This window comes from Bacteroides sp. AM37-9 (genome assembly GCF_003603455.1).
In the GTDB taxonomy this organism is placed as follows: Bacteria; Bacteroidota; Bacteroidia; order Bacteroidales; family Bacteroidaceae; genus Bacteroides; species Bacteroides xylanisolvens.
Map to the genome: position 1 here is coordinate 168,156 of NZ_QTNF01000001.1, position 24,617 is coordinate 192,772.

Genomic DNA, 24,617 nt, shown 5'->3' on the forward strand with positions numbered 1-24,617 from the left:
TCATCAAAAACTAAACGTTATGAGAAAGTCTGTTCTATTAATCATGGTGCTGTTTGCTGTCAGCATGGCGGCAAATGCACAGAAGTTTGCACTGATCGATACGGAATATATCATGAAGAATATTCCGGCAGCTCAAAGTGCTAATGAGCAAATGCAAGAAGCTACGAAGAAATACCAGAGCGAAGTAGAAGCCCTGGCAAAAGAAGCACAGAAGATGTTCCAGGACTACCAGGCAAAATCTTCCACTCTTTCTGCCGCACAAAAGACAAAGACAGAAGATGCAATCGTAGCTAAAGAAAAAGCAGCAGCCGAGTTGAAGCGTAACTACTTCGGTCCGGAAGGCGAATTAGCCAAGATGAGAGACAAGTTGATTACTCCGATTCAGGATGATATTTATGAAGCCGTGAAAGCTATATCACAGCAACATGGATATGATTTAATTATCGACAGAGCCTCTGCTACAGGTATAATATTTGCAAATCCACGCATAGATATTAGTGATGAAATACTAAGAAGATTAGGATATTCAAATTAATTTCATACATTTGCAGCTGGAAATAACTAAAAATCATTCAAATAAATTATAGAACTATGCTAAAAAAAATTGCACTTGTAATGTTGCTTGCACTCCCAATGGGTGTATTTGCACAGAACCTGAAATTCGGCCACATTAATGCACAGGAAATCATCACTGTGATGCCGGAATTCACCAAAGCTCAAAATGACATTCAGACTTTAGAAAAACAACTTACTGCTGAACTTCAGAGAACGCAGGAAGAATTCAACAAGAAATATCAGGAATTCCAACAAGCTATCGCTAAGGATTCTCTTCCTCCCAACATCGCTGAAAGAAGACAAAAAGAATTGCAAGATATGATGCAAAGACAAGAGCAATTCCAACAAGATGCTCAACAGCAAATGGCGAAAGCACAAAATGATGCCATGGCTCCTATCTATCAGAAGTTGGACAATGCTATCAAAGCCGTAGGCGCTGCTGAAGGTGTAATCTACATCTTCGACCTGGCAAGAACTTCGATTCCATACGTAAACGAATCACAGAGCATCAACTTGACTAGCAAGGTAAAAGCAAATCTTGGTATCAAATAAGAACTGACCAAGAATAAAGAAATACCAAAAGGGAAAGAGAAAGAAGGATCAACTTCTTTCTCTTTCCCTTTTTTTGGCGTACATTTGCGTATATAAATCAAGTGTGTCATGAAGCAACATCTATCCCATACGCCCGGACCGATCGGAGTATTTGACTCCGGTTACGGAGGTCTGACCATCTTAGATAAAATAAGAGAAGTATTACCGGAATATGATTATATCTATTTGGGAGATAATGCACGTGCTCCTTACGGAACACGTTCTTTTGAGGTCGTATACGAATTTACCCGGCAAGCGGTCAACAAACTATTTGATATGGGCTGCCACCTGGTTATATTAGCTTGCAATACAGCTTCCGCAAAAGCTTTGCGCAGTATTCAGATGAATGATTTACCAGGCATCGATCCGGCTCGCCGTGTGCTCGGAGTCATCCGCCCTACCGTAGAGTGTGTCGGAGAGATAAGCAAAAACCAGCATATCGGTGTACTGGCAACAGCAGGCACCATCAAATCCGAATCGTATCCGTTGGAAATACACAAGCTATTTCCTGAAATCCAGGTCAGCGGCACAGCCTGTCCGATGTGGGTATCACTAGTTGAAAACAATGAATCACAGGACGAAGGAGCAGACTATTTTATCCGGAAGTACATCGACCAATTGCTATCGAAGGATCCTCAAATAGATACTGTCATTCTCGGATGTACTCATTTCCCCATACTTCTACCCAAAATCCGGCAATATATTCCGGAGCATATCAGTGTAATTGCGCAAGGCGAGTATGTTGCGGAAAGTCTGAAAGACTATCTGAAAAGGCATCCCGAAATGGATGCAAAATGCACGAAAAATGGGAACTGCCAGTTTTACACGACCGAAGCGGAAGAAAAGTTTTCAGAATCGGCCTCTACTTTCCTAAAACAGCAGATTAATGTAAAACACATCACGCTCGAATAAAATTTAAGAAAAAAAGTAACCATTTCTCTCTCTTTTTTGTTATATTTGTAGATAACCCCTAATAAGCAAGATCATGAAAGAAGAAGATTATAGCAAAGCAATAGAAGTATTCTCCGGATCCCCATGGGAAGCCGAGATCATCAAAGGGCTATTAGAAAGCAATGACATCCGTTGCGTAATCAAAGATGGGATTATGGGTACACTGGCACCCTATATCGCTCCTTCCGTATCCGTTCTTGTCACCGAGGATCAATACGAAGCGGCCACCGCACTTATCAGGAGCCGGGCCGAGAAAGATAACGACTGATGCGGTCGAGCCCTTCGCGGATATTCTCCAATGAGTTTGCATAGGAGAAACGTACATATCCTTCGCCTCCCGTACCAAAATCCACCCCGGGAGTAATGCCGACGCGTGCATGTTCGAGTACATCGAATGCAAAACGATAAGAGTCGGTAGTAAATTTGCGTGCGTCAGCAAAAATGTAAAATGCCCCTTGAGGTTCTACTTTTATTTCAAAACCCATTTCCCGAAGGCGGGCAATCATATATCGGCGACGCTCATCATAAACCTGCTTCATCCGTTCCACGTCCGGTTCAGCCTGCCGCAATGCGGCAATCCCTGCCTGCTGGGCAACACTGGACGCACAGATAAACAGATTTTGCTGTAACTTTTGCAAAGATCGCATACAAGATTTAGGTGCGATCAAATAGCCCAACCGAAGCCCCGTCATCGCAAAGCGTTTAGAGAATCCGTTCAGGACAAAAGCCTGATCGGTATATTCAAGGATACTGTGTGCACGCCCTTCATACACAAGGCCGTGATAAATTTCATCTGAAATGACAGGAACTCCTAATGCAGCTACGTCCTTCAAGAATTTTTCATCCAACAACATTCCGGTCGGATTCATCGGAGAATTGATAAAGATAGCCGCAGTATGCGGATTCACACACTTACGGATAGCCTCTATGTCGTATTGCAGATATTCTTTAAACAAAGGAACCAAAACAGGTTTGGCTTGCGTTGCCAACACAAAATTGCGATAGCAAGCGTACCCCGGATTGGAAAGAATCACTTCACTATCCGGATTGCAGAGCAACATCAATGCAAGAAGAATAGACGGAGAAGACCCGGAAGTCACGACAATACAATCCGGATCTACCGTTACCCCATATTCGCGCAGATAAAAAGCGGCAATTTCCCGTCGCAGTTCCGGATCACCCAAAGAATGTGTATAATGAGTCAGATGACGATCATAAGCCGCTTTTGCCGCTTCCGCCACACAGGCCGGCACATCAAAATCAGGTTCGCCAACTTCCAGATGAATAATATCAATGCCTTGTTTTTGCAATTCGTTCGCCCTCTCCAACACATCCATTACGATGAAAGAGGTCATCTGTTCTACTTGTGGGTTTGTATGTTTCATTGCTTATCTTTTCTCTATCTGACTGCAAAGATAATTCTTTTTAGCCTGTTTTGGTAACATATCGGTAAAAAGCTCTATATTTGTGCTTTCAAATCGTTAGTAGGAATGAAACAGGAATTTACACGAATCGCAGTAAAAGTAGGAAGCAATGTATTGACACGCCGAGACGGAACGCTGGACGTTACCCGTATGTCGGCACTTGTTGACCAGATAGCGGAATTACATAAATCCGGGGTGGAAATCATTCTGATTTCTTCGGGAGCTGTTGCTTCCGGGCGCAGTGAAGTGCATCCACAGAAAAAACTCGATAGTGTAGACCAACGCCAGTTGTTTTCTGCCGTAGGTCAAGCTAAGCTCATCAACCGTTACTACGAACTTTTCCGCGAGCATAGTATTCCTGTTGGTCAGGTGTTAACCACGAAAGAAAGTTTCGGTACCCGCCGCCATTATCTGAATCAGAAAAACTGTATGACGGTAATGCTTGAAAACAATGTTATTCCTATTGTCAACGAGAATGATACAATTTCCGTCAGCGAGCTTATGTTCACTGATAATGATGAATTGTCCGGACTCATCGCTTCCATGATGGATGCACAGGCTCTCATTATCCTAAGCAACATCGACGGAATTTACAATGGTTCTCCTGCCGATCCGGGTTCTTCTGTTATCCGGGAGATCGATCACGGAAAAGATTTATCCAATTATATTCAGGCAACGAAGTCCAGTTTCGGACGGGGGGGAATGTTGACGAAAACAAATATTGCCCGCAAAGTAGCTGATGAAGGAATTACAGTGATTATTGCCAACGGGAAACGGGATAATATTCTGGTAGATTTGCTTCAGCATCCGAAAGAAACGCTTTGTACACGTTTTGTTCCTTCAAACGAACCGGTATCCAGTGTCAAGAAATGGATTGCTCATAGCGAGGGGTTTGCCAAAGGAGAAATTCACATCAACGAATGTGCGACAGAAGTTCTAAACTCTGAAAAGGCTGTCAGTATCCTCCCCATCGGAATTACTCACGTTGAAGGTGAATTTGAGAAAGATGACATTGTGCGTATCATGGACTTTCAAGGAAATCAAGTGGGCGTTGGAAAGGTGAACTGCGATTCCAAGCAGGCACAAGAAGCAATCGGTAAGCATGGAAAGAAACCGGTAGTACATTATGACTATCTATACATTGAATAATCAATAATAAGGTCAACTGTAGATAGGGTTAGTAATATTGCAAGTCAACCCGAAGCAGTGATAAGAAATTGAAGCTATTATTCAGGAGAATATTAGCATCTTGATTGAAGGAAAGCGTTTATTTTCGGTTGTATAATGTATTGTAGATAAAACATCTGCATTGAGACGCCCGTATATTGCTGATATACCACCACAAAAGCAACATTTATTTCTGCTTTCAACAAGTTTTATTCACATCATTCACTATATTTGCATAGTTTATCTTTCCATTTAATGCAAAAAAGGAGCAAATGACTACAAATTTAAACGAAACCTTTGCTGCCGTACAGGTGGCAAGTCGGGAATTAGCCTTGCTGAATGATGACATCATCAATCAGATTTTAAATGCAGTAGCTGACGCAGCAATTGCAGAAACACCTTTCATTCTTGCAGAGAATGAAAAAGACCTCGCACGGATGGACAAAAATGATCCGAAGTACGACCGGTTAAAATTGACGGAAGAACGTTTAAAAGGCATTGCTGCCGACACACGCAATGTAGCTACACTCCCCTCTCCTTTGGGTAAAGTGTTGAAAGAAAGTGTTCGCCCCAATGGGATGAGATTGACAAAAGTCAGCGTTCCTTTCGGAGTGATAGGAATCATTTATGAAGCCCGTCCGAATGTCAGTTTTGATGTTTTCTCCCTTTGTCTAAAGAGTGGAAATGCCTGCATATTGAAAGGAGGAAGTGATGCCGATTGTTCCAACCGGGCTATCATCAGTGTGATTCATGAAGTATTGAGGAAATTCAATATCAATCCGCACATTGTAGAACTACTTCCGGCCGACAGAGAAGCTACGGCAGCATTGCTGAATGCAGTGGGTTACGTAGATCTGATTATCCCCAGAGGCAGCAGCAGCCTGATCCATTTCGTACGCGAGAATGCAAAAATTCCCGTTATTGAAACAGGGGCAGGTATCTGTCACACTTACTTTGATGAATTTGGAGATGTAAACAAGGGGGCAGCTATTATTCATAATGCGAAGACACGCAGGGTTAGCGTATGTAATGCGCTGGACTGCGCCATTATACATGAGAAGAGACTGACCGATCTCCCTATGCTTTGCGAGAAACTAAAAGACAGCCATGTCATTATCTATGCTGACGCACAGGCTTATCAAGCATTAGAAGGCAGCTATCCTACCGAACTTCTGGAACACGCCAAAGCAGAAAGTTTCGGCACAGAGTTTCTGGATTATAAAATGGCTGTCAAGACCGTAAAAAGCTTCGAAGATGCCTTAGGACATATTCAGGAAAACAGCTCCAAACATAGCGAGTGTATTGTTACCGAAAACAAGGAACGTGCAGCCTTATTCACAAAGATTGTGGATGCAGCTTGCGTATATACCAATGTATCTACTGCCTTCACTGACGGAGCGCAATTCGGATTAGGAGCAGAAATCGGAATCAGTACGCAAAAACTACATGCGCGCGGTCCGATGGGACTGGAAGAGATCACCTCTTACAAATGGGTCATCGAAGGAGACGGGCAAACGAGAAGAAATTGAGACGATACCTTTATCGTTAAAAATCAAACAAGGTATTGAACGAAACTAATTGAAAATTAAGAATTAAAAGATAAATGATATGAATAAATTTACTTGCGTACAGGACATCGGCGATTTAAAATCAGCCCTTGCAGAAGCATTCGAAATTAAAAAAGATCGTTTCAAATATGTAGAACTGGGACGAAACAAGACTTTGATGATGATCTTCTTCAACTCCAGTCTGCGCACCCGCCTTAGCACACAGAAAGCTGCAATCAACTTGGGAATGAATGTAATGGTACTAGATATCAATCAAGGTGCATGGAAACTGGAAACCGAACGTGGCGTAATTATGGATGGCGATAAACCGGAACATATCTTAGAAGCCATTCCGGTGATGGGCTGTTATTGTGATCTCATCGGAGTACGCTCTTTCGCCCGTTTCGAAAACCGCGACTTTGACTATCAGGAAACGATTATCAATCAATTTATCCAATACTCCGGACGTCCCGTCTTTTCGATGGAAGCGGCAACACGCCACCCATTGCAGAGCTTTGCCGACTTGATTACCATTGAAGAATACAAGAAAACAGCACGTCCTAAAGTGGTCATGACCTGGGCTCCACATCCACGTCCATTGCCACAAGCTGTTCCCAATTCTTTTGCCGAATGGATGAACGCAACGGATTACGAATTTGTCATCACCCACCCCGAAGGTTATGAACTCGCCCCGCAATTTGTAGGCAACGCAAAAGTAGAATACGACCAGATGAAGGCTTTCGAAGGAGCCGACTTTATATATGCCAAGAACTGGGCAGCTTATTCCGGCGACAATTACGGACAGATATTAAGTAAAGATCGTGATTGGACAGTCAGCGACCGTCAAATGGCAGTTACCAACAACGCTTATTTCATGCATTGTCTTCCGGTTCGCAGAAATATGATTGTGACAGACGATGTGATCGAAAGCCCGCAATCAATCGTTATTCCGGAAGCTGCTAATCGTGAAATCTCGGCAACTGTCGTTCTGAAGAGACTATTGGAAGGACTGAAATAACCGAAAAATAAAGAGGCCGAAAAGCCTCTTCCATCAACGCATAAGAACAAAAGAACATCTCCTTAAAATCCTACTTATAAATATAAAAACAGGATTTGAAAATTGAGATGTTCTTTTGTTCTTATTGTATTTAAAATAAAAGCGGGCTATTACTTACCCCGCTCTTTACCTTATTTCTCTATTTCTTTGCCAGCCTCCTGCCAGGAATTAAATCCTTTATCAAGCTCAAAGACCTTATAGCCCTTCTCACTCAAAATTGCCGCAGCCTTCTTGCTCCGATTACCACTACGACAATACACAGCCACCGGTTTATCCTTCTGTAATAATGAATCAGCCATTGAAGCAAAAGAATCATCCATCACATTGATGTTGATTGTCTTCGTGATGTGCCCCTCCGAATATTCCGCAAGTGTGCGGACATCCAGACGTTGTATATCCTCATTCTGAATAAGAGAATCAAACTCCTCTACATTCATGGATTGAAAATCTCCTTTCTGCTGACAAGAGAAAAGGGAAGAGAGAAATAAAAATATCCCCACGACTAATTGATTCAATTTAAACATATATACTCTATTATTCAATTCTGCCCAGGAGTATAGTCAAACCCGGGATCACAATACTTTTCAGATACTACTGCAGATCCATCCTTATCGTACGTACAATATTTAAACTTAATATTTATGGTCCGACCAGGATGCTCCTCATCAATATATTGCGCCAAAGGAACAGAAATGTAAGCACGCCGATTATAGTATTCTTCATCACTGTTCGCATCATGGTATAATAACATATTCACAATACCATTTGTTTTAAGTTCAGACACATCTTCCACTATGCCGAAAGTATGTCCTTTGCCTGTACTGACTTTTAGATTCAGAATCATATTCAGATAATCCCGCCCCAGCCAGATACTGACCACCTCTACCGGATCTTGCTTTATACCGTCTTTATACACCGGATCATCTTCCGGCTTAGGCACCGGCACAATGAGCGATTGCAAAGAATATATAGTAGCCGCACTTCCATCCGGAAGCACTTCATAGTTACTCATTACACGTCTGGAGGTATTTGCGGCAATAGTAGAACCCGTACGATCTTCCGCCACAGGCAAAGCCTCTCCCTTATCAGGAATAAGCGTTTGTATACGACCGTCTTCCCCGGCCTCTACAGTCACAAATTCCAGTTTCACCGAAGGATAATAATAATCATCATCTCCACAGGCAGTCATCAGGAAAAGCAATCCCCACAACCAAATAACATGTAATTTTCTTCTTTTCATCGGCAAGCTGCTAAATAATTAACTAACGGATTGGAATACATTAATAACAACTTCTCACGCAAAAAGTCTTCATCCTTATTCGGAATCTTGATCTTTGCCAATTGTTGTTCAATATAGTTCATAAACTGTTGTTTCTCTTCTTCCGTGTAATTGGACCCGAATTCCGTCGTGCCATTCAGCCAATCGTACGCCACATAATTTCCCGGATATATCCGGTAATTACGATGAATGCGGCGGTCAATACAGGCAGAGATACGGGCAAACAAATCCGGTTTCGGCAACGAACGGTCCAACTCTTTCAGACCATCATTTAGACAAGGGGCAACCTGAAAATGTACCCTGCCTTTATATCCGAAAAGACCGGTTTGCATATTAATCAAATCGTCCTGCGTCGTCTTCTTATACCCTTCGATGTCTCTCTTCAACTGAAACTCCTGCGCTTTCAGAAAATCACACGGGTCATATTCGTATGAAATAGCAAGCGGAGCAATATTCATTTCCATCAAACGGTCTATCAAATCACCTTCACCACCCATTGCCAGCATTTTCAACACACTGTCTTGTGTACGGTCATTCGAATCTTTTGCACGTCCTTCACGCTGCGCAATCCAAATAGACTGTTTTTTCTCCGAAATGGTGTAATGCATATAACGGGACATACGTGCTGAAGATTCCAACATCTGCCGCATTGTCAATGCCCGCTGTACAATGAATGATTTATTGACACGTACCAGTTTCTTAATCCAGGGATAAATCAGCAAATTATCTCCAATCGCTATTTCTACCGTATCCATCCCCTGGTCAATCAACAAAATAGAGAGAAAGCCCGAATCGAGAATAATGTCTCTATGATTCGATATATACGTATAAGCTTTACTTTTATCCGGTATGGCGGTATGATCCAGTGTCAGCCCGGCGGTATGATCTGCCGCTATCTTCCACAAAATACCATAGCAAAATGCCTCCTGAAAATCAAGTTTAGTCTTACAGGCACGCATTTTCTGCGCCAGAAGTTCAAATGGAACGTTCGGTATAGCCCCGGTAGCAGCTTTCTGAAAAGCCGGATCGGCAATCAGTTCCTCAAAGATTTGAGGAAGTTCCTCATCATTGTAAGGACGAATTTCATTAAACTCTGTCAGATCCATCACGTGATTAAAATTTGTTTTCAATAATATCGGTCATCACATCCTTTATATCCAGTCCGGCTGCACGCACCTGCTGGGGAATAAAGCTGGTAGTAGTCATTCCCGGAGTAGTGTTTACTTCGAGAAGATTCAGTTTTTCACCGGCAGTCACAATATAATCTACACGGATAATGCCGGAGCAACCTAATATATCATAGATAGCCGAAGTCAACATCTGCACACGCTTGGTCAGTTCGTCCGAGATACGCGCAGGAGTGATTTCATCTACCTGTCCATTATATTTAGCATCATAATCAAAGAACTCATTGTGCGTCACCACTTCCGTAGGCGGTAAGATTACTGTCTTCTCTTTGGTCTTATAGCAGCCGCAAGTCAGTTCCGTTCCATCCATAAACGCTTCTACAAGTACTTCTTGCGCCTCTCCGAAAGCTTTAACAATGGCCGGCTGTATTTGTTCTTTTGTTTTTACTTTCGTAACTCCGAAGCTCGAACCTCCCAGACTAGGCTTGATAAAACAAGGCAGACCGATCTTTTCCACTACTTCCTCGTCAGAAATCGATTGTCCCTGGCGCAGCAACAATGATTCGGCAATGCGCACTCCAAAAGCTTTCAGATATTGATTGCAGGTAAACTTGTCGTATGTAATGGCAGCTGCCAATACTCCACAACAGGAATACGGTATACGCATCATATCAAAATAGCCTTGCAGGCGACCATCCTCACCGGGCGTACCATGGATGGTAATATAAGCAAAGTCGAACACAACCTTTTCCGTTCCGTTCGTAAAACTAAAGTCATTTCTATCTACCGGCACTTTATTTCCGTCCGGCAATTGTACTTCCCAGCGACGGCCTTCCATCTCCACGATATACAAATTATACTTTTCCTTATCAATAAAGGAATAAATGCCCTGTGCACTACGCAGGGAAACTACGATTTCAGAGGTATCCCCTCCTGCTACGATAGCGATGTTGCGTTTCATTCTAATTCTCTATTACTTATATAGCCTCTCCACTTCTCGATAAGCCGGGTCATGTCATCCGGAAGTTCGGAAGTAAAGTACATCTCCTCACCTGTGACGGGATGCACAAACCCCAACGTCATAGCATGCAAAGCCTGTCGGGGACAAGTGTCAAAGCAATTATTTACAAACTGTTTGTATTTACTAAAATGAGTTCCTTTCAGTATCTCATGCCCGCCATAGCGTTCGTCATTGAACAATACATGGCCGATATGCTTCATGTGGACACGAATCTGATGGGTACGTCCTGTTTCAAGTATACATTCCACAAGGGTTACGTATCCCAGTCTTTCCAATACACGGTAGTGCGTAACGGCATGTTTGCCCACTGTCGGGTCGGACATCACCGCCATCTGCATCCGGTCTTTCGGATTGCGGGCGATATTACCGACAATCGTTCCTTCATCCTGTTCCACAACGCCCCACACCAGAGCACGATATCTGCGTTTGGTAGTCTTATTAAAAAATTGGAGTCCCAGATTTGTTTTGGCATCCGGTGTCTTGGCAATCACCAGCAAGCCCGAAGTATCTTTGTCGATGCGATGAACAAGTCCCACGTGCGGGTCATTGGCATCGTAATCCGGTATATCCTTCATGTGCCAGGCGAGCGCATTGACAAGCGTGCCGTGATAGTTTCCGTGTCCCGGATGCACTACCAACCCTGCCGGTTTATTCACCACCATTACGTATGGATCTTCATAAACAATAGTAAGGGGAATATCTTCAGGAATAATTTCGTTTTCATAACGGGGGCGATCCATCATCACCGTTATGACATCCAGCGGTTTCACTTTGTAGCTACTCTTCACCGGCTTGCCATTGGCCATAACGAATCCGCCTTCGGCAGCCTTCTGAATACGGTTGCGCGAAGCATTGACAATACGTTCGAACAGATATTTGTCGACTCTGACCATCGCCTGTCCCTTATCTACAACCACGCGGAAGTGTTCGTAAAGCTGGGATTCGTCACCGACAGGTTCTATATCGTCCAAATCATTCTCCAGTTCATCCGGAAGTTCTTCCTCTATCATGCGAGTCCGTTTCTGTTATTTATCTATTAAAACCAACTATCATCTTGAGTAGATGACGATTCTGACGTAACCGGCTGGTCCGTATCTACGGAAACATCGGCTGAATCTTCTTCCGACGTATCACCGGAGCCGTTTCCGACCATCAATGTTAACGAAGATCCCACAGGAATTTTCTCACCCGCAGCCAACTGACGTCCCTGGTACTTCACGCCGTATACCCAGTCTTTCTCACCATTTACCAATTGAACCTGATTCAGTTTGAAACCGGCATTCAGCAATTTAGCCTGCGCCTGGCGGAGCGAGCTGTTGTCCGCCACATCGGGAATAGCACGCAAAGGGACATCCAACGTATTGACAGTCAGATATACTGTGCGTCCTTCTTTCACTTTCTCGCCGGCTCCCGGCTTCAGTTCGAGAATGATACCTGCTGCTTTATCCTTTACATATTTGGTATCGGAAATCACATATACCAAACCGTGATTCCGGAACATTTTCGCTGCTTCGTCCACCGTCATCCCTTTCACATCGGGAACGGCAACAGTTTCACCATGATGAGTATGTATATCAAGCCATTTCAATACACCGAATATCATCACTACCACCACAACAATCATGGCGATCATATTCACCCAGAAGAATTTATTTGTTTTAAAAGAAAAGAATTCTTTAATAGTCATACGCATTGCTGTTAATATGCGCCAAAGATACGACAAAATAGTTGAACTTTTAAAAAGTAGGCGATGAAAAATGTCCTCATCTATTATGCAAGAACGCTTATCATCGCCAGAATTGCTGCAACTATAATCCCCACTCCTATAGATTTCAACAACCTTATTATATTTATGCGGGTTTTCAAATCCCCCGAATCCGCTCTTCTATTACGTATGTTTGTTTATGAGTCTTGTTCTATTCCACAAAGAAAAGCAAAAAGTCATAAACAAGAGCAAACAATAGCGCTTTTTAACATACTATTCTCCTGAAAATCAGGAAACAAAAAAGGCGAAGATTAAATTCCCCGCCTTTTTTGTTTCCTGATGACAAGTGATTATCACTTTTGTCCGTTGTACTCATCAGAAACAGTCAGTTTCTTTCTGCCTTTTGCACGACGAGCAGCTAATACTCTACGACCATTAGCCGATGCCATTCTCTCACGGAAACCGTGTTTGTTCTTTCTCTTTCTGTTAGAGGGTTGAAATGTTCTTTTCATTACTGTATCTTGTTTTTATGTTATTATTCTACGTAATCGGGCTGCAAAAATAGGCACTTTTTTTAAATTAACCAAGAGATAACTCATTTTTGCTCAAAAGTTTTTGTGTTTTTTACCGATTTAGATTACTTTTGCAGTCGAATTCCTGCGAAAACAATTAAATAACAATAATATATTAAGAAAAATAGCAGTATGATTAATGCTCAAGACATCAAAAACGGAACTTGTATCCGTATGGACGGAAAGCTCTATTTCTGTATCGAATTCCTGCATGTAAAACCAGGTAAAGGTAATACTTTCATGCGTACTAAACTGAAAGATGTAGTCAGCGGTTACGTTCTTGAACGCCGTTTCAACATCGGTGAAAAGTTGGAAGATGTACGCGTAGAACGTCGTCCGTACCAATTTTTGTATAAAGAAGGAGAAGATTATATCTTCATGAACCAGGAAACATTCGACCAACACCCTATCGCTCACGATTTGATTAACGGGGTTGACTTCCTGCTCGAAGGTGCAGTATTGGAAGTTGTTTCTGACGCTTCTACTGAAACTGTTCTTTATGCAGATATGCCGATCAAGGTTCAGATGAAGGTGACTTATACAGAACCGGGCGTGAAAGGTGATACAGCTACTAACACACTGAAACCTGCAACTGTGGAATCAGGTGCAACAGTACGTGTTCCTTTGTTCATCAGCGAGGGTGAAACAATCGAAATCGATACTCGTGACGGTTCTTACGTAGGACGTGTGAAAGCATAATTTGCAAAAACATATAAAAATAGCCGGGAGTCCAAGGACTTCCGGCTATTTTTATATTCATACAGTTCTATTATTTATATCCTGCAGCTTTCGCAATTCTTTTAGGAATTTCTGTATTGTCAATCTTCTCACCAAACAGTTGAGAACCTGCACCAATAGCAAATACAGGAACATAACCGGCAGAGTGCCCGCCACTTACCCAACCTATCATAGCGATTTCATCCATCACTTCCTTTGCACGTGCAGCCATCGGTTCGCTCTTAGAGTACATACTTTCAGCAAATACGACTTTATTCTTCACGAATGATTTCTCAAATTCATCACGCAACGTCTTTTCCTGTTCCCAAGAAAGAGGGAATTGTTTCCAGAAGCCCATTTCTTCGCCGAGGAATGTTTTCATGTCCTCCCAAGTGACTTTATTGCCTTTTGATTTTCTCAATTCACTGATACGTTGTGAAAGTCCGTCAGCAGAATGTTTCTGATATTGCAATGCTTTCAGGTTCAACGCATATTTTCCCGTACCGAGCACGATACCACCTGTTTCATGGTCTGCGGTAATCACAATCAGCGTTTCTTTCGGATGTTTCTTATAGAATTCATAAGCTACTTTGATGGCATTATCCATGTCTTTCACTTCGTTGAACACAGTAGCGGCGTCATTAGCGTGGCATGCCCAGTCTATTTTACCTCCTTCTACCATCAGGAAAAAGCCTTTATTATTGCCTTTAGTAAGAAAGTCAATAGCACTTTCCGTAATTTGTGCTAATGTCAAATCATTCTCTTTGCGGTCAATAGCATAAGGCAGACAAGAAGGATTGGCTCCCTCTTCCTGAATCAAGATCATCTTTTCTGCTTTTGCAGCTTTTGCCTTATAGTCATTGTAACCACGTGCTACTGTATATCCTGCCTCTTCAAAAATAGGGAAAATGCTCGGAGCTTCTTTCTTGTCATAAGTGGTGGTAGGTTTCAAGAAACCACCGCCTGCATAAAAATCGAAATTGGCTTTCGGCAAATCAAGAGCAATTTCATAATTCATATTACGATCGGGTTGATGTGCATAAAATGCGGCAGGAGTAGCATGATCCACACTGACAGAAGTCGTTACGCCCACCTTTTTTCCTGCTTTCTTTGCTTTTTCTGCGACAGTCTGAATAGCATTTTTATCTTCTCCTACAGAAATAGCGCCATTATAAGTTTTCTTTCCTGTTGCCAATGCAGTACCTGCAGCTGCAGAGTCTGTTACTGAATTTTTAGCAGAGAAAGTGGTTGCTACGGTAGCAACCGGAAATTGAGTAAATAACAAAGGCTCGACTCCAATACGACCATTTTGAATTTCCGCCTGATACATCTCCGTACCATTTACTTGATTGACTCCCATTCCATCTCCGATGAAATAGAATACGTACTTTGCCTGCCCGTTGGCTACAACGGAGATAAGGACAAAGAACAGTGTGTAGACTAACTTTTTCATTTTCTAGTATATTTATTTTAGATTAGTTGTCTACAAAGGTAGAAAAAAAAGAGAGATGCACAGTGGATTATTGAACACTAAAAGTAGATATTTGCTTTATACACAAGCATTATTGGCTCGTATATTACGAAGTAATAACATATTGCTATCTGTGAATAACATTATAGGTTCATTACATTCTGCTCGAACATATCTTTATCTCCGGCAGCTTTATTACGCATCCGGCTACGATAATTATAGATAGTTGCCAAAGAATAACCGAGAAAATGAGCAATCTTGTTACTGTCTACTACTCCCAGACGGATAAGGGCAAAGATACGAAGTTCTGTTGTCAGAAGTTCATCGGATTTAGGATACACTCTTCCTTCTTCTACCAGCAAATTATTGAAAGCTGAAATAAAGTTCGGGAAAAGTTTCAGAAAAGACCTGTCGAACTCATTATAGAATTCATCCCGCTCATCCCGGATAAACTGTTCGGACTTGATAGCTTTAAACAAATCTTCGATACGCGATGCCATTGCCAATTTTGCCAATGAACGACGATAAGTTTCCAGTTTGTCGAGATAGTTGACACATCTGTCCAGATAGCGGGCGATATAGACTTCTTTTATTTTTCCGGTTTGCTCCAGTTCCGCGTTGACCGCAGACATTTGTTTGTTAGCCAGACTAAGATTCCGCCGCATAACAGACAACTTCTTCATCCAACGATATAGATAGAAAATAGCAATCAGAAGAAACAAAGACAACAAACTGACACTAATCAACATAGCGCGGGAAACGGCACGTTCTTTTTCTTCTTTTAATTTATACGCCTTGTCGATAATCGGAAAAAACTCCGTCACCTCAATAAACCGCAAACGGGCATTACACGCCACAGCATCTTCCATCGAGCAACTCAAGTATTTGTAGGCACGGTCAATATCTCCTGATTCATACATCAGATGCGCGAGTTTCTGCAATGAAGCATACTCCCTCACCGGAGTTTCCAGATCCGCAATGGCAGTCAGAATCAGATAGTAAACTTCTTTTTCGATATCTTTCTTCATACTATAAGCTTCGGAAAGAGTATAATAAATATATACTTTCTGACGTTCATCCTGAATTTCTTTCAAAGCATTGTTCAGCATATCCACAGCGACATCGGCTTTCCCGTTCATTATGCATTTTTCGGCTAAAACAATCGTTTTGTTTGCCTCTGGAGGCATCGCAGCAATAATGGAATCTCTATATAAATCGGTTTTCTTCAAATACTTTTCTTTTTCATTCTTATTGGTCGTATAATCTGCTAACCACCCGTAGCAGGCACGATACGTCTGATAATAAGATAACCGAGTCCACTCATTCAATTTTTTAGGATCAATCCTCTCCAACTGTTCAATGGCTTCTATATACATTCCCATTACTCCCATTACCGTAGCACGATTAATGATGATCTCATACTCCAATTCCGGGCGGTTCAACAATGGAAGGATTTCCATCTCACGGTTAATATAATATAAGGACGAGTCTGCCTGATAATGCAAATAAGCACCAAAAAGAGAGGCATATAATTCATATTTTCGAACAGGATCAGTAGAATGGGCAAGTTCTAATTTCAAGTTATTAATCTCTTTCTCTTTCCGAATCTGGAAAGTCTCTTTCTTGCTTATAACTTCATCCAGCTTTTTAAGAGCAGCCGCATTATCCGTATGCATTGCACACAACGAAAAAGGAAAGAGCAAAAGAAGAAATAGCATATAAAGGGTTAGATTTTTCATAAGATTCCTTTTTAAAGATGTTACAAATATAAGAAATATAGTAATGAAAACGAAAAATATGGGTATAACTATTTTCATTTTCACTTGTATTTTTCGGCATAAGGTATTAGAATATCCAACTAATTATCAGCAACATAGTCAGATAACAGGTTTATATTTCCATTCTAATCTCACAAAGGTGCACAGCATCCCCCTACATTTGCATCATCGGTTCTCCGAGCAAACAGTTAAAAATCTAGCTACCATGAAACGAAATTTGTTATTTGCTATTTTACTATTACTTCTATCGGGTTATCATCAAGCATTCGCCGCAACCAATATAAAGAAAGTGGCTCCTACCTTTTGGTGGGCAGGAATGAAGAATCCCGAACTACAAATACTTCTATACGGCGATGGCATATCATCCGCAGAGGTAAGTATTTCTTCTAATGACATCACCCTGCAGGACGTGGTGAAACAGGAAAATCCTAATTATCTGATCTTATATTTAGATCTTTCAAAAGCTATCCCTCAGCACTTCGACATTCTCCTGAAACAAGGTAAAAAACAGACTAAAATACCATACGAACTTAAACAGCGCAAAGAGAATGCTTCAGCAGTAGAAGGCTTCAACTCCAGTGATGTACTTTATCTCATTATGCCGGACCGCTTTGCCAACGGCAACCCCTCCAATGATATAATTCCCGGAATGTTGGAAGCAAACATAGACCGCAACGAACCTTTCGCCCGTCATGGCGGTGATTTAAAAGGAATAGAGAAACATTTGGATTATATTGCAGACCTCGGAGTTACGAGTATATGGCTTAACCCGATTCAGGAAAATGACATGAAGGAAGGCTCTTATCATGGATATGCCATCACCGATTACTATCAAGTAGACCGTCGCCTCGGAAGCAATGAAGAGTTTCGCAATCTCGTAAAAGAAGCCAATGCTAAAGGGCTAAAGGTAGTCATGGACATGATCTTCAACCATTGCGGTTCGAACAATTATCTATTCAAAGACATGCCTGCCAAAGATTGGTTCAACTTTGAGGGAAACTACATGCAGACCAGTTTCAAAACTGCCACCCAAATGGACCCTTATACTTCCGATTATGATAAAAAGCTGGCCATTGACGGTTGGTTCACACTGACTATGCCGGACTTCAACCAACGAAACCGTCACGTAGCCACTTACCTGATACAGAGTAGTATCTGGTGGATAGAATATGCGGGTATCAACGGAATCCGCCAGGATACACATCCTTACGCCGACTTTGAAATGATGGCGCATTGGTGCAAAGCGGTCAATGATGAATATCCTTCATTCAACATTGTCGGTGAGACATGGCTGGGCAGCAATGTACTGATCTCCTACTGGCAGAAAGACAGTAAACTTGCTTATCCGAAAAACAGTTATCTTCCTACTGTCATGGATTTCCCACTGATGGAAGAAATAAATAAAGCTTTCGACGAAGAAACCACCGAATGGAACGGAGGACTTTTCAGACTCTACGAATACCTCTCACAGGATATTGTCTACGCCGATCCAATGAGTCTGCTGACCTTCCTCGATAATCACGATACTTCCCGTTTCTACCGTTCGGAGGAAGATACCAAGAACCTGAACCGATATAAACAAGCCTTGACATTCTTACTGACTACCCGTGGAATTCCACAAATATATTATGGAACTGAAATCCTGATGGCAGCCGACAAAGCAAATGGAGACGGATTACTCCGATGTGACTTTCCGGGAGGTTGGCAGAATGACGCCAAAAACTGTTTTGAAGCAACCAACCGTACTCCGCAACAAAATGAAGCCTTCTCTTTTATGCAAAAACTGCTCCAATGGAGAAAAGGAAATGAAGTCATCGCCAAAGGCAAACTAAAACATTTCGCACCCAATAAAGGCATTTATGTTTATGAACGCAAATACGGTAACCAATCAGTCGTTGTCTTTCTGAATGGAAACGACCGGGAACAGACTATTGACTTACATCCTTATCAGGAAATACTCTCCACCTCGTCTGCTCATGATTTGCTCACAGACAAAAAGATTGAATTAAGAAATGAATTAACACTTCCAAGCCGTGGGATATACCTTTTAGCCTTCTAAGCAAGTTCACTACGACTTATATTTATCCAATGAAATCAGATAGATAAACAATTATAAAACAAGATACTAGCATTTATACAAACTTGTATTTTTATTCTAATCAAGCAAAAAAGTGAAGGTGGTTGCTACATTTGCAATATCCGAAACAAACAGGAATAGAAATATCGGTTAGCTTACAATTTAATACCATAAATAGAATGAAAAAGAAAAAGTTTTTTTCGATCATCGCATTCCTTTGCATCTCATTCATTGCGAATGCACAACAGAAACTGACCTCACCGGATGGCAATCTGGTTCTGACCTTTCAGGTTAACAAAGAAGGCGCACCAACCTACGACTTGACTTACAAAGGCAAGGTGGTAATTAAGCCGAGCACTCTCGGACTGGAATTGAAAAAAGAAGATAATACCAGAACCGACTTTGACTGGGTAGACCGCAGAGACCTCACCAAGCTCGATTCTAAATCCAATCTTTATAATGGCTTCAAGCTGAAAGATGCGCAAACGACTACCTTTGACGAAACCTGGCAACCAGTCTGGGGAGAAGAAAAGGAAATCCGCAATCAGTATAACGAACTGGCAGTCATTCTGTTTCAGCCAATGAACGACCGTTCCATCGTTGTTCGCTTCCGCCTGTTCAATGATGGTTTGGGATTCCGTTATGAATTTCCGCAACAGAAATCACTGAACTACTTCGTTATCAAGGAAGAACATTCCCAATTTGCCATGGCAGGCAACCATATCGCATACTGGATACCGGGCGATTACGACACTCAAGAGTACGACTACACCATCTCCCGTCTATCGGAAATCAGAGGTTTGATGCAACAGGCGATCACTCCAAATTCTTCTCAAACCCCATTTTCACCGACAGGTGTACAGACGGCACTGATGATGAAAACAGATGATGGTTTATACATCAATCTGCACGAAGCCGCTTTGATTGATTATTCTTGTATGCACCTCAATCTGGACGACAAAAACATGATATTCGAATCCTGGCTGACACCGGATGCAAAAGGGGATAAAGGTTACATGCAGACTCCGTGCAACTCTCCGTGGCGTACGATCATCGTCAGTGATGATGCACGTAACATTCTCGCCTCCCGCATCACCCTCAACCTGAACGAACCTTGTAAGATTGCAGACGCCGCCTCCTGGATTAAACCGGTGAAATATATAGGCGTATGGTGGGACATGATTACCGGAAAAGGTTCCTGGGCTTATACAGATGAACTGACCAGCGTGAAACTTGGCGTTACAGACTACTCCAAAACCAAACCGAACGGCAAACATTCTGCCAATACAGCTAACGTGAAACGTTACATCGACTTTGCCGCAGCCAACGGATTTGATGCAGTGCTGGTAGAAGGTTGGAATGAAGGATGGGAAGACTGGTTCGGCAACAGCAAAGACTATGTATTTGACTTCCTGACTGCATATCCTGATTTCGACGTACAGGAAATCCATCGTTATGCTGCAAGCAAAGGAATTAAAATGATGATGCACCATGAGACTTCTGCATCTGTTCGCAACTACGAACGTCACCTGGATAAAGCTTACCAATTCATGGTAGACAATGGATATAACTCGGTTAAAAGCGGTTATGTGGGTAATATCATTCCACGCGGAGAACATCATTACGGTCAATGGATGAATAATCATTACCTGTATGCCGTGAAAAAAGCCGCCGATTATAAAATCATGGTCAATGCACACGAAGCAACCCGTCCAACCGGTATCTGCCGTACATATCCCAATCTGATCGGTAATGAATCCGCCCGTGGAACAGAATATGAATCATTTGGAGGAAATAAAGTATACCACACGACGATTCTGCCTTTCACACGCCTGGTCGGTGGTCCGATGGATTACACTCCCGGCATCTTCGAGACTCACTGTAACCAGATGAATCCGGCAAACAACTCCCAGGTACGTTCAACCATTGCACGCCAACTGGCATTGTATGTCACCATGTATAGCCCTTTGCAGATGGCTGCCGATATTCCGGAAAACTACGAACGCTTTATGGATGCTTTCCAGTTTATCAAAGACGTCGCTCTCGACTGGGACAAAACAATCTATCTGGAAGCAGAACCGGGAGAATACATCACAATTGCCCGCAAAGCAAAAGGAACGGACGACTGGTACATAGGCTGCACAGCCGGTGAAAACGGCCACGACTCCCAATTAACGTTCGATTTCCTGGAACCGGGAAAACAATACGTCGCTACCGTATACGCAGATGCCAAAGATGCCGACTGGAAAGATAACCCGCAGGCATACACCATCAAAAAAGGTATCTTGAATAATAAAAGCAAACTGAATCTGCACGCTGCCAATGGCGGTGGATACGCAATCAGTATCAAAGAGGTGAAAAACAAATCAGAGGTTAAGGGATTGAAAAGACTATAAATAAAGGATAGTCTTAAAAAAAGTGTTTTCAATAGGTATTTTTAAAGAAACTTTTAAGAGAGAGAAATAATATTACTATATTGTTAACTTTAATTTTTTAAATGCATGAAGCAAGTTAAATTTAGAATCGTTCAAACGATTCTCCCCTTGTTAATAGGGATGTTTTTATCATTGGGCGCTTATGCACAGCAAATCACAGTCAAAGGACATGTGAAAGATGCTATGGGCGAACCCGTGATTGGCGCCAATGTCATTGCCAAGGGTACCACAACGGGTACCATCACTGACTTTGACGGTAACTTCACATTGAATGTTCCTCAAAATTCTATTCTGTCCATTACATTCGTCGGTTACAAAGCAGCAGAAATTAAAGCAGCTCCTTCGGTAATGGTCACACTGGAAGATGACTCTCAAGTATTGGACGCCGTAGTCGTTGTAGGTTACGGAACAGTAAAGAAAAACGACTTGACGGGATCAGTTACTGCCATCAAGCCGGATAAAATCAGCAAAGGAGTAACCACCAGCGCACAGGATATGATAACAGGTAAAATAGCCGGTGTGAATGTAATTTCCAGCGGTACTCCGGGTGGAGGAGCTACGATTCGTATTCGCGGTGGTTCATCATTGAACGCCAAAAACGATCCGTTGATCGTTATCGACGGACTGGCAATGGATAATAGCGGTGTGCAAGGTTTGACTAATCCTTTGGCAATGGTAAACCCGAATGACATCGAAACTTTCACTGTTTTGAAAGATGCTTCGGCCACCGCCATCTATGGTTCACGTGCTTCTAATGGTGTGATTATCATCACTACAAAGAAAGGGAAAGCAGGCAGCAAACCACAGGTGAACTATGAAGGTAACGTTTCCGCCGGTATACTGCAAAAGACAATAGACGTAATGGATGCCAATGAATTCAAAGGATACGTATCCAAACTTTATGGTGAAGGAAATGCTCCAAGCCCCTTCGGTGAAGCAAACACTGACTGGCAGAAAGAAATTTTCCAGACAGCCGTTAGTACAGACCATAACGTGACTGTAAGCGGTGGTTTGAAAAATATGCCTTATCGTGTTTCTTTCGGTTACACCAATCAGAATGGGATCCTGATGACATCTAATTTCGAGCGTTATACCGCCTCCGTCAATCTGACACCCTCTTTCTTTAAAGATCACCTGAAGTTCAATATCAATGCTAAAATGATGTGGGCCAACCAACGTTATGCTGACGACGGGGCTATCGGCGCAGCTTTGACCATGGACCCGACCCAACCTGTATATGACTCTTCGGACATGTACAAAAACTTCGGTGGATTCTACCAACCGACCAGTGACGGTAGTTCATATAACGATCCGGAATGGCCGCTTACACTGGAAAGTAATTCAACCGCCAACCCTGTTTCCCTACTGAAACTAAAGAAACATACTTCCAGAAACACCAGTTTTATCAGCAATGTAGAAGTAGACTATAAATTCCACTTCCTCCCTGACCTACATATCCATGCTAACGTAGGCGGTGACTACTCGGAAGGTAAGGAAAAGAATGTAAATTCACCTTATGCCCCGGGCTCTTATTACTATGGTTGGAACGGGACTGACTACGGCTACAAATATAACCTGTCGGTGAATGCCTATGCACAATATTCCAAAGAAATCGGGGATCATTATGTCGACGTAATACTGGGTGGTGAAGAGCAACATTTCCACTATACCGGATATAAAGTCGGACAAGGAACAAATCCGTTAACAGGCGAAGCCTACAATCCGAATCTGCGCTCACAAACAGCCTGGGGACATCACAGTACATTAGTTTCTTATTTTGCCCGCGTAAATTATACATTACTTAGCCGTTATTTGCTGACAGCCACTTTCCGCCAGGACGGTTCTTCCCGTTTCTCTAAAGACAACCGTTGGAGTAGCTTCCCTTCTGTTGCTTTGGGATGGAAACTGAAAGAAGAAAATTTCCTGAAAAACGTAGAAGTATTGTCAGATCTGAAACTCCGCCTCGGATGGGGTATCACGGGTCAGCAGAACTTAGGCGACGATTATGATTTCCCTTATATGGCACTGTACCGCGTCAACGCAGCCGGAGGTTATTATCCTTTCGGGGATACCTATTATGGCACTATGCGTCCTAAAGCTTATAACGAAGACCTGAAATGGGAAGAGACAACGACTTATAACGCAGGTTTCGACTTTGCTTTCCTGAACGGACGTATCTCCGGCTCGATGGATTACTATTACCGGAAAACCGACGATTTAATCAATACCGTAAAGATTGCGGCGGGGACTAACTTTAATACCCAACTGATCAGCAACATCGGTTCATTAAAAAATACGGGGCTTGAATTCACCATCAATGCCAAACCTATTGTAACCAAAGATTTTGTCTGGGACTTGGGATATAACATCACTTGGAACAAAAATGAAATCACTAAACTGACCGGAGGAGATGATTCTAATTACTATGTAGAAACCGGAGGTGTATCTACTGGTATTAGCGGTGCAACCTGCCAGGTACAGAAAGTAGGTTATCCGATGAACTCATTCTTCGTTTACCAACAAGTGTATGATAAGGATGGAAAACCGATTGAAAACATGTTCGTAGACCGTAACGGAGATGGTGTCATCAACGCTTCGGACAAATATATCTATAAAAAACCTGCCGCTGACGTATTGATGGGACTGACTTCCAAATTCACTTATAAAAATTGGGATTTAAGCTTTGCCCTCCGTGCCAGCCTGAATAACTATGTGTACAATGACGTACTGGCCAGTAAATCCAGTGTCGGCAAGGGAGGAATCTTTAATCATGGATACTATTCCAACCGCCCGACAGCTGCCGTGAATCTGGGATTTGAAGGAAAGGGAGACTATTATCTGTCCGATCGTTTCGTTGAGAATGCTTCATTCTTGCGTTGTGATAACATAACAGTAGGTTATAGCTTCAAAAATTTACTGAAGTCCCAGGCTTATAAAGGTATCAACGGCCGTATTTACGGTACTGTACAGAATCCCTTCGTTATCACCAAGTATACAGGACTCGATCCTGAATCGGTTATCAGTTCAGGAAATGATGCCGGAGTAGCAGGTATTGACAGGAACATTTATCCTCATCCGATCACTATCCTGTTCGGGCTAAGTCTTCAGTTCTAAGATTGTAATTTATTAAAAAGTAGACTATT

21 protein-coding genes are annotated in these 24,617 nt (G+C 42.3%); 11 read left to right on the forward strand and 10 right to left on the reverse strand.

The features are described from left to right. Window positions 1-19 precede the first annotated feature (19 nt). The 4 genes from DW862_RS00560 to DW862_RS00575 all read left to right on the forward strand — a co-directional run bounded on the left by DW862_RS00560 (window position 20) and on the right by DW862_RS00575 (window position 2,365). Window positions 20-535, forward strand: coding sequence for an OmpH family outer membrane protein (locus DW862_RS00560; protein ID WP_004313002.1), 516 nt, complete (start codon window positions 20-22; stop codon window positions 533-535). A gap of 56 nt (window positions 536-591) precedes the next feature. Beyond that, window positions 592-1,107, forward strand: a complete 516-nt coding sequence (locus DW862_RS00565; protein ID WP_004310501.1) for an OmpH family outer membrane protein — start codon at window positions 592-594, stop codon at window positions 1,105-1,107. 108 nt (window positions 1,108-1,215) lie between these two features. Then, window positions 1,216-2,058, forward strand: coding sequence for a glutamate racemase (gene murI / locus DW862_RS00570; RefSeq protein WP_004313001.1), 843 nt, complete (start codon window positions 1,216-1,218; stop codon window positions 2,056-2,058). Between the two features lie 73 nt (window positions 2,059-2,131). Next, complete coding sequence (locus tag DW862_RS00575) at window positions 2,132-2,365, forward strand: DUF2007-related protein (protein WP_004313000.1); 234 nt, start codon at window positions 2,132-2,134, stop codon at window positions 2,363-2,365. Here the strand turns inward: DW862_RS00575 and DW862_RS00580 are convergent. Next, window positions 2,334-3,482 (reverse strand): pyridoxal phosphate-dependent aminotransferase, encoded by a 1,149-nt coding sequence (locus tag DW862_RS00580; RefSeq protein ID WP_120067091.1) that lies wholly within the window; start codon window positions 3,480-3,482, stop codon window positions 2,334-2,336. The two genes, DW862_RS00575 and DW862_RS00580, sit on opposite strands and share 32 nt — an antisense overlap. A gap of 105 nt (window positions 3,483-3,587) precedes the next feature. Between DW862_RS00580 and proB the strand changes: the two genes are divergently transcribed. The 3 genes from proB (at window position 3,588) to DW862_RS00595 (ending at window position 7,253) form a co-directional block, all read left to right on the forward strand. Then, complete coding sequence (gene proB / locus DW862_RS00585; protein ID WP_004312998.1) at window positions 3,588-4,670, forward strand: glutamate 5-kinase; 1,083 nt, start codon at window positions 3,588-3,590, stop codon at window positions 4,668-4,670. A gap of 290 nt (window positions 4,671-4,960) precedes the next feature. Next, the gene (locus DW862_RS00590) at window positions 4,961-6,217 is read left to right on the forward strand and encodes a glutamate-5-semialdehyde dehydrogenase (protein WP_004312997.1); all 1,257 of its coding nucleotides are present in this window, start codon (window positions 4,961-4,963) and stop codon (window positions 6,215-6,217) included. Window positions 6,218-6,296: 79 nt separating this feature from the next. Next, window positions 6,297-7,253, forward strand: coding sequence for an acetylornithine carbamoyltransferase (locus DW862_RS00595; RefSeq protein WP_004312996.1), 957 nt, complete (start codon window positions 6,297-6,299; stop codon window positions 7,251-7,253). Between the two features lie 170 nt (window positions 7,254-7,423). Here DW862_RS00595 and DW862_RS00600 read toward each other — a convergent pair whose 3' ends face one another. The 7 genes from DW862_RS00600 to rpmH form a co-directional block, all read right to left on the reverse strand. After that, window positions 7,424-7,816 (reverse strand): rhodanese-like domain-containing protein, encoded by a 393-nt coding sequence (locus DW862_RS00600; RefSeq protein WP_074707149.1) that lies wholly within the window; start codon window positions 7,814-7,816, stop codon window positions 7,424-7,426. A gap of 14 nt (window positions 7,817-7,830) precedes the next feature. Next, the gene (locus tag DW862_RS00605) at window positions 7,831-8,532 is read right to left on the reverse strand and encodes a NigD-like protein (RefSeq protein WP_004312994.1); all 702 of its coding nucleotides are present in this window, start codon (window positions 8,530-8,532) and stop codon (window positions 7,831-7,833) included. After that, the gene (locus tag DW862_RS00610; RefSeq protein WP_120067092.1) at window positions 8,529-9,677 is read right to left on the reverse strand and encodes a 1-acyl-sn-glycerol-3-phosphate acyltransferase; all 1,149 of its coding nucleotides are present in this window, start codon (window positions 9,675-9,677) and stop codon (window positions 8,529-8,531) included. The genes DW862_RS00605 and DW862_RS00610 overlap by 4 nt, the downstream gene beginning before the upstream one ends. A 7-nt stretch (window positions 9,678-9,684) precedes the next feature. Continuing rightward, on the reverse strand, window positions 9,685-10,659 hold the full coding sequence (locus tag DW862_RS00615) for a D-alanine--D-alanine ligase (protein WP_120067093.1): 975 nt from the start codon (window positions 10,657-10,659) through the stop codon (window positions 9,685-9,687). Further along, a complete protein-coding gene (locus DW862_RS00620) occupies window positions 10,656-11,729 on the reverse strand; it encodes an RluA family pseudouridine synthase (RefSeq protein ID WP_004312991.1) in 1,074 nt (357 codons plus the stop codon). Before DW862_RS00620 ends, DW862_RS00615 begins: the two co-directional genes overlap by 4 nt. A gap of 26 nt (window positions 11,730-11,755) precedes the next feature. Beyond that, complete coding sequence (locus tag DW862_RS00625) at window positions 11,756-12,406, reverse strand: PASTA domain-containing protein (RefSeq protein WP_008016764.1); 651 nt, start codon at window positions 12,404-12,406, stop codon at window positions 11,756-11,758. A 371-nt stretch (window positions 12,407-12,777) separates the two neighbouring features. After that, window positions 12,778-12,936 carry a 50S ribosomal protein L34 gene (gene rpmH / locus DW862_RS00635; protein WP_004299762.1) on the reverse strand — a complete coding sequence of 53 codons (159 nt, stop codon included), beginning with the start codon at window positions 12,934-12,936 and terminating at the stop codon, window positions 12,778-12,780. 192 nt (window positions 12,937-13,128) lie between these two features. Here rpmH and efp point away from each other — a divergent pair, with 192 nt between their 5' ends. Beyond that, a complete protein-coding gene (gene efp / locus DW862_RS00640) occupies window positions 13,129-13,695 on the forward strand; it encodes an elongation factor P (protein ID WP_087317008.1) in 567 nt (188 codons plus the stop codon). 70 nt (window positions 13,696-13,765) lie between these two features. Here efp and DW862_RS00645 read toward each other — a convergent pair whose 3' ends face one another. After that, window positions 13,766-15,166, reverse strand: coding sequence for an alkaline phosphatase (locus DW862_RS00645; RefSeq protein ID WP_004299760.1), 1,401 nt, complete (start codon window positions 15,164-15,166; stop codon window positions 13,766-13,768). 161 nt (window positions 15,167-15,327) lie between these two features. Continuing rightward, window positions 15,328-16,923, reverse strand: a complete 1,596-nt coding sequence (locus tag DW862_RS00650; protein ID WP_004305037.1) for a DUF6377 domain-containing protein — start codon at window positions 16,921-16,923, stop codon at window positions 15,328-15,330. Window positions 16,924-17,167: 244 nt separating this feature from the next. Here DW862_RS00650 and DW862_RS00655 point away from each other — a divergent pair, with 244 nt between their 5' ends. From DW862_RS00655 to DW862_RS00665, 3 genes are all read left to right on the forward strand, one after another. Then, on the forward strand, window positions 17,168-19,021 hold the full coding sequence (locus DW862_RS00655; RefSeq protein WP_004299758.1) for a glycoside hydrolase family 13 protein: 1,854 nt from the start codon (window positions 17,168-17,170) through the stop codon (window positions 19,019-19,021). A 197-nt stretch (window positions 19,022-19,218) separates the two neighbouring features. Beyond that, window positions 19,219-21,435: a glycoside hydrolase family 97 protein gene (locus DW862_RS00660; RefSeq protein WP_004299757.1), complete on the forward strand. Its 2,217-nt coding sequence runs from the start codon at window positions 19,219-19,221 to the stop codon at window positions 21,433-21,435. Between the two features lie 105 nt (window positions 21,436-21,540). Then, the gene (locus DW862_RS00665; RefSeq protein WP_004299756.1) at window positions 21,541-24,588 is read left to right on the forward strand and encodes a TonB-dependent receptor; all 3,048 of its coding nucleotides are present in this window, start codon (window positions 21,541-21,543) and stop codon (window positions 24,586-24,588) included. Window positions 24,589-24,617 lie beyond the last annotated feature (29 nt).

What these genes read in the sequence shown, in the direction of transcription:
- DW862_RS00560 (WP_004313002.1), top strand. Translation starts at nt 20, where the DNA reads ATGAGAAAGTCTGTTCTATTAATCATGGTGCTGTTTGCTGTCAGCATG.
- DW862_RS00565 (WP_004310501.1), top strand. Translation starts at nt 592, where the DNA reads ATGCTAAAAAAAATTGCACTTGTAATGTTGCTTGCACTCCCAATGGGT.
- murI (WP_004313001.1), top strand. Translation starts at nt 1,216, where the DNA reads ATGAAGCAACATCTATCCCATACGCCCGGACCGATCGGAGTATTTGAC.
- DW862_RS00575 (WP_004313000.1), top strand. Translation starts at nt 2,132, where the DNA reads ATGAAAGAAGAAGATTATAGCAAAGCAATAGAAGTATTCTCCGGATCC.
- DW862_RS00580 (WP_120067091.1), bottom strand. Translation starts at nt 3,482, where the DNA reads ATGAAACATACAAACCCACAAGTAGAACAGATGACCTCTTTCATCGTA.
- proB (WP_004312998.1), top strand. Translation starts at nt 3,588, where the DNA reads ATGAAACAGGAATTTACACGAATCGCAGTAAAAGTAGGAAGCAATGTA.
- DW862_RS00590 (WP_004312997.1), top strand. Translation starts at nt 4,961, where the DNA reads ATGACTACAAATTTAAACGAAACCTTTGCTGCCGTACAGGTGGCAAGT.
- DW862_RS00595 (WP_004312996.1), top strand. Translation starts at nt 6,297, where the DNA reads ATGAATAAATTTACTTGCGTACAGGACATCGGCGATTTAAAATCAGCC.
- DW862_RS00600 (WP_074707149.1), bottom strand. Translation starts at nt 7,816, where the DNA reads ATGTTTAAATTGAATCAATTAGTCGTGGGGATATTTTTATTTCTCTCT.
- DW862_RS00605 (WP_004312994.1), bottom strand. Translation starts at nt 8,532, where the DNA reads ATGAAAAGAAGAAAATTACATGTTATTTGGTTGTGGGGATTGCTTTTC.
- DW862_RS00610 (WP_120067092.1), bottom strand. Translation starts at nt 9,677, where the DNA reads ATGGATCTGACAGAGTTTAATGAAATTCGTCCTTACAATGATGAGGAA.
- DW862_RS00615 (WP_120067093.1), bottom strand. Translation starts at nt 10,659, where the DNA reads ATGAAACGCAACATCGCTATCGTAGCAGGAGGGGATACCTCTGAAATC.
- DW862_RS00620 (WP_004312991.1), bottom strand. Translation starts at nt 11,729, where the DNA reads ATGATAGAGGAAGAACTTCCGGATGAACTGGAGAATGATTTGGACGAT.
- DW862_RS00625 (WP_008016764.1), bottom strand. Translation starts at nt 12,406, where the DNA reads ATGACTATTAAAGAATTCTTTTCTTTTAAAACAAATAAATTCTTCTGG.
- rpmH (WP_004299762.1), bottom strand. Translation starts at nt 12,936, where the DNA reads ATGAAAAGAACATTTCAACCCTCTAACAGAAAGAGAAAGAACAAACAC.
- efp (WP_087317008.1), top strand. Translation starts at nt 13,129, where the DNA reads ATGATTAATGCTCAAGACATCAAAAACGGAACTTGTATCCGTATGGAC.
- DW862_RS00645 (WP_004299760.1), bottom strand. Translation starts at nt 15,166, where the DNA reads ATGAAAAAGTTAGTCTACACACTGTTCTTTGTCCTTATCTCCGTTGTA.
- DW862_RS00650 (WP_004305037.1), bottom strand. Translation starts at nt 16,923, where the DNA reads ATGAAAAATCTAACCCTTTATATGCTATTTCTTCTTTTGCTCTTTCCT.
- DW862_RS00655 (WP_004299758.1), top strand. Translation starts at nt 17,168, where the DNA reads ATGAAACGAAATTTGTTATTTGCTATTTTACTATTACTTCTATCGGGT.
- DW862_RS00660 (WP_004299757.1), top strand. Translation starts at nt 19,219, where the DNA reads ATGAAAAAGAAAAAGTTTTTTTCGATCATCGCATTCCTTTGCATCTCA.
- DW862_RS00665 (WP_004299756.1), top strand. Translation starts at nt 21,541, where the DNA reads ATGAAGCAAGTTAAATTTAGAATCGTTCAAACGATTCTCCCCTTGTTA.